Origin of the sequence: Vibrio sp. 10N.247.311.49 (genome assembly GCF_041467655.1) — a bacterium.
GTDB lineage: Bacteria > Pseudomonadota > Gammaproteobacteria > Enterobacterales > Vibrionaceae > Vibrio > Vibrio crassostreae_C.
In genome coordinates, this window is sequence record NZ_JBFSVA010000012.1 from 154,861 (window position 1) to 164,368 (window position 9,508).

A 9,508-nucleotide genomic window follows, 5' to 3' on the forward strand; every position below is an offset into this window, starting at 1 on the left:
TAGACAAAGTTAGTCTTAGCGTTTATTTAGATCCACCTTATTCATCAAGCCGCTTTAGTTGCTGCACCGCTCTATCTCTAAATTTGTAACACCTTGATGAAACTGATGTGTATTTTTATCATCGTAATTAAGTATAGCGTTGTACATTCCAATGACGAACTCAAGCTTAGGAGCGGGGCTTGATGGTTTTATGATAAGTGAGCAGTATTTCAGTGCTTTACCATACTCACTTGATATCGAACTATTCCTAATTCCTATTTGGTGAATCCACTTCCCAAACACCTATTCCAATTATAGAGATAATCAATATTATTTCTGAACATTACTCAGATAAACGAACAATTCGTTTTTATTAGAATGAACTAAAAATGTGACTCAGTTAACAATGTATGTTTAGTTCGTTATTTACGTGGATAAGTACCCTAATTTTTAGCCAAAAATAGTTAGTTAAAGCGTTTGTCGTAATGTTCGGTTGTTTAGTAATAATAACTGAATTAATAGTCTTACCGATGGTTTTAAATACTGCTATTGAAAAGGGTATTGGACAGTAATTATTATCCAGCATTAATTTATTTCGTTTGATAAAGAGTTTAGCGTGCCAGAAAAGCAAGGGACAGCCAAAGGTTATCTAGATAAGTTGGTTGTGAAAGCGATCGAAAAGAAAAATCAGCAAGCTCAGAATATGGCTAATAAAAATAAGCCCAAGCTAGAGTATGTGATTTTCTCCCAATTTGACGTGTTAGATACATTACCTTCAAAAAATGGCAAAACGACTGTTTATCACCTGGCCAAGAAAGGGAACCCTGAAAAACAGGTTTGCTGTAAGGTTTTAAATGAAGGTTCATCTGAACTTGCGAATGAATTAATCATTAATGAAGCCAGTCGTCTTGAGATGTCTCAACATCCGAGTGTTGCTGATTTCATTAAAATAGGCAAAGAGTTCGATCGACCATACTTTATGTATCAGTGGATTCAGGGCGAATCTTTGGCTGAAAAAATGGCTCGTCATACTCCTAAAGGTTTTAGGCATGATCATATTGCGTGGCTGATATATCAATTATCTGGTGCGCTTGAGTTTATGCACACGAGAGGTGTCTGCCATTTAGATATTAAACCTTCAAACATTATTGTTACAGAGTCCGATTATGTAAAGTTGATCGACTTTGGTGCTGCTCGTTATGTTGGTGAATCTAATACTTACGCAGAAGCAAGCATGAGCTATGCGTCTCCTGCATTTATAAAGTCTGGCGTGGCTCAACCTCAAGATGACGTCTATTCATTGGCGTTATTAACTGGGCATCTATTTCTTGGTGCTGCATTTGGTGATGCTTGGACAACTCAATTACAAGCAAAAAAACGACCAGGTTTAATCCCTAACCATGTATGGAAGTTAATTAAAGATGTTGTCAACAACCCTCGACAGCACAGGTATACAGCGACTTCGTTTGCGCAGCAACTAGCTAAGATCGATACCCAAAAATTTGGTGCTGATGTAAGTGCTCCCTTATTTAGTAGTTTACGGAATGCTGATCTCGTTCTAACCAAACATCGAACTATCGACAGAATTCAAAGTGGTCGACTCCGATACTTAGAAGCGAGTTTGGTTCTGTGTGTCGTAATTATCACTGGCACATATTTATATAACCAAGGTCAGCCTGAATGGAAATCGATTGTTAAATCTACCAGCAGTTCAAGTAGCCTTGTGAGCACTATTAAACCTGCACAAACCGCGTCTTTTTTAGCGCAGTCTCCATGGGATATTGAATTCGCGTTACAAGATATGGAAAAAGATGTCGTCTCGACAGCTCCTTACCGAGAAGCTTATGAAGTCCAACAGAGCAAATTAGCTAAGTTGTATAAAAACTATGAATCGGACTTGAATGAATATGAAGGGGCGGTCGATCTACTTCCTAAAACTCTGATGTCGATCCGGCATGATCTCGTTGTTTTGCGAGAAAAACTGAACAGTGACGGCTCTCTATTTCCTTATGCAGATAAAGCGCTGACGGAAACGATGGCAAGTCTGAATAAGGCGACCATCAATTCACAAAATATTGCCGCCTTTGGTGGGAATCAAGAACAGCGTTTAGTCGAACTCATCTTAGATGGGAAATCAGATGTTGCAGACAGTGATATTGAAACTGCTTGGAAAGTAAACCAGTCAAGAGCCTACTTTTATAGTCATGTATTACCGCGAAAAGTGCTCAGCGGAATAGATGCCTCGATAGAGAAAAATGCAAAGCAGCATTATTACACCAAAGCAATTCTTGAGGCAGAAGCTGCGCAATCATTTTTTGGTAACACGCCAAAATTGAAAGCTAAAGTAAGAGCTCTAAAAGTAGCAAGAAGCGAATTTATCTTGTTCAGTACTGTAACTGAACAATCAGTATTTGGCCGACAGAAACTTCACGACTCGTTAGCTGATCTAGAGACTAATGCCCCTAAGAAATTCAGCGAAATAACGGAAATTCTTAATAGTATGGCAAGTGATTCTATAGACAAAAGTCATCAACTATCTAAACCAGCGCGAGGTGCTATAGCAATCGAGCGAGCAATTAGAAATTACAATTCTGAAAGCAGAGGTTAACTTGAGTCTGATCGATACTGAAACGCTATTAGCACCAATATCTGAACACTCACCAACTGGTGAGGATGCTAGGTACGAGTTTTGCTATGAAATGATGGAAGCCGAAGTGAAAAAATTTGGTTCATTATTTGGTGAGACTGTTGACTGGCATATAGTAAAAGTCCATTCGATTGAAGTGCTAAGTCAGCATAGTAAGGATCTTAAAGCGCTTTGTTATCTGATCCGTTCTTTGGTAGAGGACAAAGGCGAGATAGGGCTTGAGGAAGGATTATCTTTGCTCAATGACTCAATCAGTCGTTTTGGTCATGAGTTATACCCTAAACGTAAAAGAGGTAGAGATGGGGCTGTTGAGTGGCTCAATCATCAATTCAAACTCGTCGCGACTAAATTGTCTGCAGAATCCCTTGACTGGGAAGTTCTATCTCGATGTATCACACTAACTGAAGGTATCCAGCGTCAGTTTGACGCGATATTTCAAGACTCTGATGTAGACTTTTTCGAATTAAAAAGTCATTTGAATCAACTAATGCAGAACGCATCTTTAAATGAAGAAACGTTGGTTGAACACAGTTTGGCTGATTCCGAACCGCTCATTGATGTTGTTGCACTGTCCGAGAAAGCGATCGTTCCACAAAGCCACGAAGCTGACAGTCCGAAGACGCACACCACGCCTAATCAGAAACGAAGTAAACCTCGAGAGCACAGCACTGTAGACGTTGACACAGATTTTTCATCTCCGGCTGCATCAAAGCGTACGTTAAAAAAAGTGTCTGAGATCATGGTGCATTCAAATCCGACTGAACCTTTAGGATATCGGATTTACCGTCACCTGACATGGGCCGACGTTGATGGTTTACCTGATCACAAAGACAATCTAACGCCTCTTAGCCTCGCTGTGTCATCAGACCAGCAGGCGGAATATCGAGATAAAGCAAATCAAGAAAGTGATATCGATACGATCAAGCGTTTAGAGCGAACACTTACTGATGCGCCATTTTGGCTGACTGGGCATTATTTCGTTTATTCAATGTTAGACAATCTTGGGTATGACGAAGCTGCGTTGGCTGTAAAGCAAGAAACAAAGAGATTTGTCGATTCTTTTGAGGGAATTGAGAACCTCTCTTTCAAAAATTCTATTCCATTTGCGGATGAAGCAACGATTACTTGGTTGTCTACAGGTAACGCTTGTCCTTCGGGTAAGTCGTCAATAATTCAAACTATTGTTGTAGCTGAAGATGATCTATCTGAGATGGAGGATATTGCCCTAGGTGACTTGGGTAAATATGTGGCTGAACTGTCAAACAAACTCGAGTTGGATAACTCCGGTCGTGGACAATTCATGTTGCACTTAAAGTTAGTGAAAGCCTACCAAAGTGTTGGTTTATACCCTTTGTGCTTGCCTTACTTGGAACAAAGTTGGGCGGTGGCTAAGGAACTAAATCTATCAATTTGGGAACCCCATTTGTTTTTTTCTTTAGAAAATCTAATTCAAAAAACTCTAAAGGAACTATATCGAACTAAGGATTTTTTACCTGTGAGATATAGCGAATGGGAAACAATTTATGACCAGCAATAAACTAGAAAGGACTAATTATGTCACGTGATGGCTCGGTGGCTCCGAAAGAGCGAATTAATATACGTTATGTTCCAGCAACAGGCGATGCGTCTGATGATGTTGAACTGCCCCTAAGTATGATGGTTGTCGGTGACTTCACTGCTCGTGCAGATGAAACTCCGATCGAAGAGCGTAATCCGATTAATATCGATAAAGATAACTTTAACGAAGTATTAGAAGGTTACGCACCGAATATCAAAGCAAATGTTGAAAACCGTCTTTCTGATGAAGAAGGTGCGCAAATTGGCGTTGATATTACATTCAAAAATATGAAGGACTTTACTCCAGAGTCGATTGCGAAGAGCGTTCCTGAGCTGAATGGTTTACTAGAACTTCGTGAAGCCTTGGTTGCATTGAAAGGCCCTCTAGGGAATGTACCTGCTTTCCGTAAGAAGATTGCAGCAGTTCTTCAAGATGAAGAAGCAAGAAAGAAACTTTTGGATGAACTAAGCATTGGTGCAGACCAAGGCGAAAAAGCAGAGTAAGGAAGATCATGTCGGCAGAAGCACAAGCACCAGAACAAGAAGCAGCTCTAGTTGAGTCAGGCTCTCTTCTGGATAGCATTTTAAATGAGACTCGCATTAAACCAAGTGATGAGGGTTTTGACGTTGCAAAGCGTGGCGTTGAAGCATTCATTGGTGAGTTATTAAGCAGCTCAACAGTAGAAAAAGTAGACCAGTCTTTAGTTGATTTGATGATCTCTGAGATTGATCAAAAGTTGTCTAAACAGGTTGATGCAATTCTTCACAACGAAGAAGTTCAAGCGATTGAATCAACATGGCGTGGTCTTAAATATCTTGTTGATCACACGGACTTCCGTGAAAACATTCAAATCGAACTTATTTCGGCTAAGAAAGACGAAGTTCTGGATGATTTTGAAGATGCTCCTGAAGTAGTGAAATCAGGTTTATATAAGCAGATTTATACTCGTGAATACGGTCAATTTGGTGGTAAGCCTGTAGGTGCCGTTATTTGTGATTACCAACTATCTGCGTCTTCGCCTGATATTAAACTAATGGAATATATGGGTAATGTAGGTGCTATGTCTCATGCACCATTTATTACTTCTGCATCTTCTCAATTCTTTGGTTTAGATTCTTATGAAGAATTACCAAACTTAAAAGACTTAAAGTCGGTATTTGAAGGTCCTCAGTATACTAAGTGGCGCGGATTCCGTGAGCACGAAGACGCACGTTATGTTGGGCTGTGTACATCACGTTTTATGCTGCGTACGCCATACTCAGTTGAAGACAACCCAATTAAGGCGTTTGACTACGATGAAATGGTTACGGACAGCCATGACAATTACCTTTGGGGTAACTCAGCTTATGCTATGGCTTCAAAGATCAGTGAGTCGTTTGCAAAATATCGCTGGTGTCCAAACATTATTGGCCCGCAAAGTGGTGGTGCGGTAACCGATTTACCGGTTTATAACTTTGAAGCGATGGGTCAGATCGAAACTAAGATCCCAACCGAAATTCTGGTTTCTGACCGCCGTGAGTATGAACTTGCAGAAGAAGGCTTTATGGCTTTAACAATGCGTAAAGGTTCTGATAACGCAGCGTTCTTCTCGGCAAACTCAGTTCAAAAACCAAAAGTGTTTGCGAATACACCTGAAGGCAAGCAAGCTGAGATGAACTACAAGTTGGGTACTCAGCTACCTTACATGTTCATTATTAACCGCTTAGCTCATTACATTAAAGTACTTCAACGTGAGCAAATTGGTTCTTGGAAAGAGCGTACCGATTTGGAAGTTGAGCTAAATAAATGGATCCGTCAATACGTATCTGACCAAGAGAACCCGCCAGCAGAAGTTCGTGGTCGTCGACCGTTACGAGCGGCTAAAGTCGAAGTGTCTGACGTTGAGGGTGACCCAGGTTGGTATAAAGTATCGATGTCTGTTCGTCCTCACTTCAAGTACATGGGCGCGAGCTTTGACTTATCTTTGGTTGGTAAGCTAGACCAATAATAAGTTTGGAAATAAATAAGCGGCCAGGTTTACTGGCTGCTTTTTTTCTTAGAGTGTTATATGGAAAAAGGTTACCGATTATTAGAACGAATTGAACTTGGTGAGCCGAAAAATTGTTATGAAAAAGTGGTTTCACATAGGCATTTAATTGAATCCATTCATCTGCACCTTGCTGATTTGCTTAATACTCATGCGGGTAATTCAATGATCGATCGGGAATATGGCTTACCTGATTTCAATGATGTTCTATCGAACAACACCAATTTAGTTCGTCACATCCAAAAGAACATCACTTCCACAATAGTAAGCTTTGAACCTCGGCTACGAAGTGTTGAAGTACATTACCGAGAAAATCACAACAACCCTCTTCAATTAGGCTTTGGCATATGCGGAGAAGTCTTACACAACGGTGGAAAAGTTCCGATGTCTATCGATGTCTATATGGGAACTGACGGCCAATTTAACGTTTAGTAGGTGCCCATTGAGTAACAGTAAATACTTTCAAGATGAACTCACATATCTACGAGAATCCGGCAGCGAATTTGCCAAGTACAATCCAAAACTGACCAACTTTTTGTCTGAAGGAACATTCGATCCTGATGTAGAACGTCTTCTTGAAGGTTTTGCGTTTCTTACTGGCCGTATTAGAGAAAAGATTGATGATGAACTCCCAGAGCTCACTCAGTCGTTAATGACGCTGTTGTGGCCACATTACATGCGCTCGATTCCTTCGTTATGCATTAGCGAACTAACGCCACACTCCGGAAGTGTCACTGAAAAAACAGTGGTAAAGCGCGGGGCTGAGATGGCTAGTGAACAAGTGGAAGGTACGCAATGTTTATTCAGAACCTGCTATGACGTAGAGCTTTTCCCCTTAAAAATCACAAGCATTGACCAAAGCAACAGTCGAACAAGCTCATCTGTTGATGTGACACTTGCGACTGAACATAGGCTAGAGTTATCTCGTATCGGGTTAGATAAATTAAGGTTTCATTTACATGGTGAGATCCATATAACTAGAATTCTTTTCTTATGGATATTTAGATACTTAGACTACGTCGAGTTAGACGTGGGCGGTGGGTATAAACGTAAACTTGGACCTGAATTTGTTAAACCGGTTGGGTACCAAGACGACGAAGCGATACTGCCATATAGCGACAATTCATTTGCAGGTTATCGTTTGTTGCAAGAATATTTTTCTTTACCAGACAAATTTATGTTTTTTGATATTACGGGTCTCGATTGGCTAAAAGGGATACCACAAAGAAGTACCGTGAACCTTAAATTCCATTTTAAGAGAGCATTACCTGCCGAAGTTGTCCTGAAAGATAAGCACTTAAGGTTACATTGCACGCCAGCTGTGAACCTATTCGAAAAAGATGGTGATCCAATTCGGCTTGAACATCGCCGAAATGAGTATAAAGTTCGGCCACAGAGTGACAACCAGGATCACTACGAAGTTTATTCAATAAACCAAGTAGAAAGTTGGAGCAAAAATGAAAGGCGACGAAAATCTCTTATTGAATTTGAGTCCTTTGAACACCAAATAAATCAAAGAGATAAACGTGATTTCTACAAGTCAAAAGTTTCAGAGCGAGTGAGTGGAAGAGGGCTTGAGCGTTATATATCTTTTCATACCCACAATGGGGATATTGCAGACCTAGGAACCGAAACGGTTTTGATGAAGTTATTGTGCAGTAATGCAGATTTGTCTGAAAGATTGTCTGTAGGAGACATCATATATACCACACATAAATCTCCAACTTACGCCACGTTTAGTAATATTACTAAACCTACGCAATCTGTTAGCCCGCAAGTGAATGGCGAACTCCAATGGCAACTGATTGCTAATATGTCATTGAATTATCTATCGCTCTCTAATATTGATGTACTCAAGGTTTTACTGTCTACATATGACTTCCATTCTAGAGTGGATAGGCAGGCTCATAGGGCTTCGTTGCACAGGCTTGACGGCATTATCTCATCAGAAATGAAACCTATCGATAGAGTGTTTAGAGGGGTATCCGTTCGTGGTAATCAATTTAAGCTTAAGATGAACTCTAGTTTTTTTGTCAATGAAGGGGACATGTTTTTGATGGCAAATGTATTGAATGAGTTCATACGCTTATATTCAAGTGTTAACTCATTTACAGAGTTAGAAGTCTACGATGAACGCAGTGGCGAAAGCTACCAATGGGCAAGTTTAACTGGACAGCAAACAATCTTATGATTGATGAATTATCAGAAAAAATAAACGAATTTAGCTTTTTTCAAGCAGTTTTGTTGTTAGAGAAGCACTACCAACTATTACCGGGCAGTGATTTTGTAGCGGTTGGTGAAAACAAATATTTTTATCAAGAGAGAATTGCGTTTAGTGTCTCACCAAACCTCTGTTTCCCCAAAAGTGATATGGAATTCATCAGTCATATGGAAAGGTCTGGTGAGCACTATTCGAGAATTGAAACTAACTTTTTAGGATTACACGGTTCAAGTTCACCTTTGCCCGCGAACTATACAGAAAAATTAGTAGGTAGAGATGATGATGATAATCCAGTTAGAGACTTCTTTGATTTCTTTCATAATAGATATACCAGTTTAATCTATCGTGTTTGGAAAAAGTACCGTTATCATGTTCAGTATCAAAGCGATGCAACAGATGACTTTTCTGGGCGTATGCTGCACCTAGCAGGGTTGTCTAATGTTATTCAAGAGTCTGATACGATCGGGCTTGATCGTGCAAAGATTTTGTCTTACGTCAATCAGCTATCTACCAGGACACGCTCTCCGAAACTGATTTCTGGCATTGTTGCGCACTATTTTTCATTACCAAGTGTTCGAATCGAAGAGTGGGTCTTTCGAAGAGTAAAAATTGCCGAATGCCAAAGGAATCAATTAAATAGAACGAATTGTATTTTGGGTTCAAATTTACATTTAGGTAAGAGCATCCCAGATCTAAACGGTAAGTTTAATCTTTGTATTGATAACATTGATTTCGAGACGTTCCGAAAGTTCTCCTATGGAGGAGATTTCCATAAAACTTTAGTGGGGTTGATGCGTTTTATTCTTCGTGACCCCATGTCTTGGGATTTAAAGCTAACCGTTGATTTAGACTCAGTTCCAAAGAACCAACTCGGTCAAGGTGATGGGACGAGTTTGGGGCAAACTTTTTGGTTGGGTCAAGCAGGTACGAAAGATGCGAAGATTAGATTAATTGGAGGCATTTAAAAAAGCCGCTCATAAGAGCGGCTTTATTTTTAACGACTGATTGGTTGGTGTAGCACGACTGTTGTATTGAGAGAGCGAATGCCATTGAACGACTCTATCTCATTACATAAAT

7 protein-coding genes and 1 pseudogene are annotated in these 9,508 nt (G+C 40.0%); 7 read left to right on the plus strand and 1 reads right to left on the minus strand.

The genetic code is table 11. The features are described from left to right. Positions 1 to 595 precede the first annotated feature (595 nt). From AB6E54_RS13755 to tssG, 7 genes are read left to right on the plus strand one after another with little or no spacing between them, the layout of a single operon-like run. Entirely contained in the window at positions 596 to 2,587 is a 1,992-nt protein-coding gene (locus AB6E54_RS13755; protein WP_102333582.1) for a protein kinase domain-containing protein, read from the plus strand. 1 nt (position 2,588) lies between these two features. Further along, positions 2,589 to 4,163: a type VI secretion system protein TssA gene (gene tssA / locus AB6E54_RS13760; RefSeq protein WP_372168908.1), complete on the plus strand. Its 1,575-nt coding sequence runs from the start codon at positions 2,589 to 2,591 to the stop codon at positions 4,161 to 4,163. Between the two features lie 17 nt (positions 4,164 to 4,180). Continuing rightward, a complete protein-coding gene (gene tssB / locus AB6E54_RS13765) occupies positions 4,181 to 4,687 on the plus strand; it encodes a type VI secretion system contractile sheath small subunit (RefSeq protein WP_017064520.1) in 507 nt (168 codons plus the stop codon). 8 nt (positions 4,688 to 4,695) lie between these two features. Next, complete coding sequence (tssC, locus tag AB6E54_RS13770; protein ID WP_017067544.1) at positions 4,696 to 6,171, plus strand: type VI secretion system contractile sheath large subunit; 1,476 nt, start codon at positions 4,696 to 4,698, stop codon at positions 6,169 to 6,171. A gap of 60 nt (positions 6,172 to 6,231) precedes the next feature. Further along, the gene (gene tssE, locus AB6E54_RS13775; RefSeq protein ID WP_372107386.1) at positions 6,232 to 6,642 is read left to right on the plus strand and encodes a type VI secretion system baseplate subunit TssE; all 411 of its coding nucleotides are present in this window, start codon (positions 6,232 to 6,234) and stop codon (positions 6,640 to 6,642) included. Between the two features lie 10 nt (positions 6,643 to 6,652). Continuing rightward, positions 6,653 to 8,401, plus strand: coding sequence for a type VI secretion system baseplate subunit TssF (gene tssF / locus AB6E54_RS13780; protein ID WP_372107388.1), 1,749 nt, complete (start codon positions 6,653 to 6,655; stop codon positions 8,399 to 8,401). Continuing rightward, entirely contained in the window at positions 8,398 to 9,396 is a 999-nt protein-coding gene (tssG, locus tag AB6E54_RS13785) for a type VI secretion system baseplate subunit TssG (RefSeq protein WP_372107390.1), read from the plus strand. The genes tssF and tssG overlap by 4 nt, the downstream gene beginning before the upstream one ends. Before the next feature lie 29 nt (positions 9,397 to 9,425). Here tssG and AB6E54_RS13790 read toward each other — a convergent pair. Then, positions 9,426 to 9,508: pseudogene (locus AB6E54_RS13790) on the minus strand (Lrp/AsnC family transcriptional regulator); the annotation flags it as partial.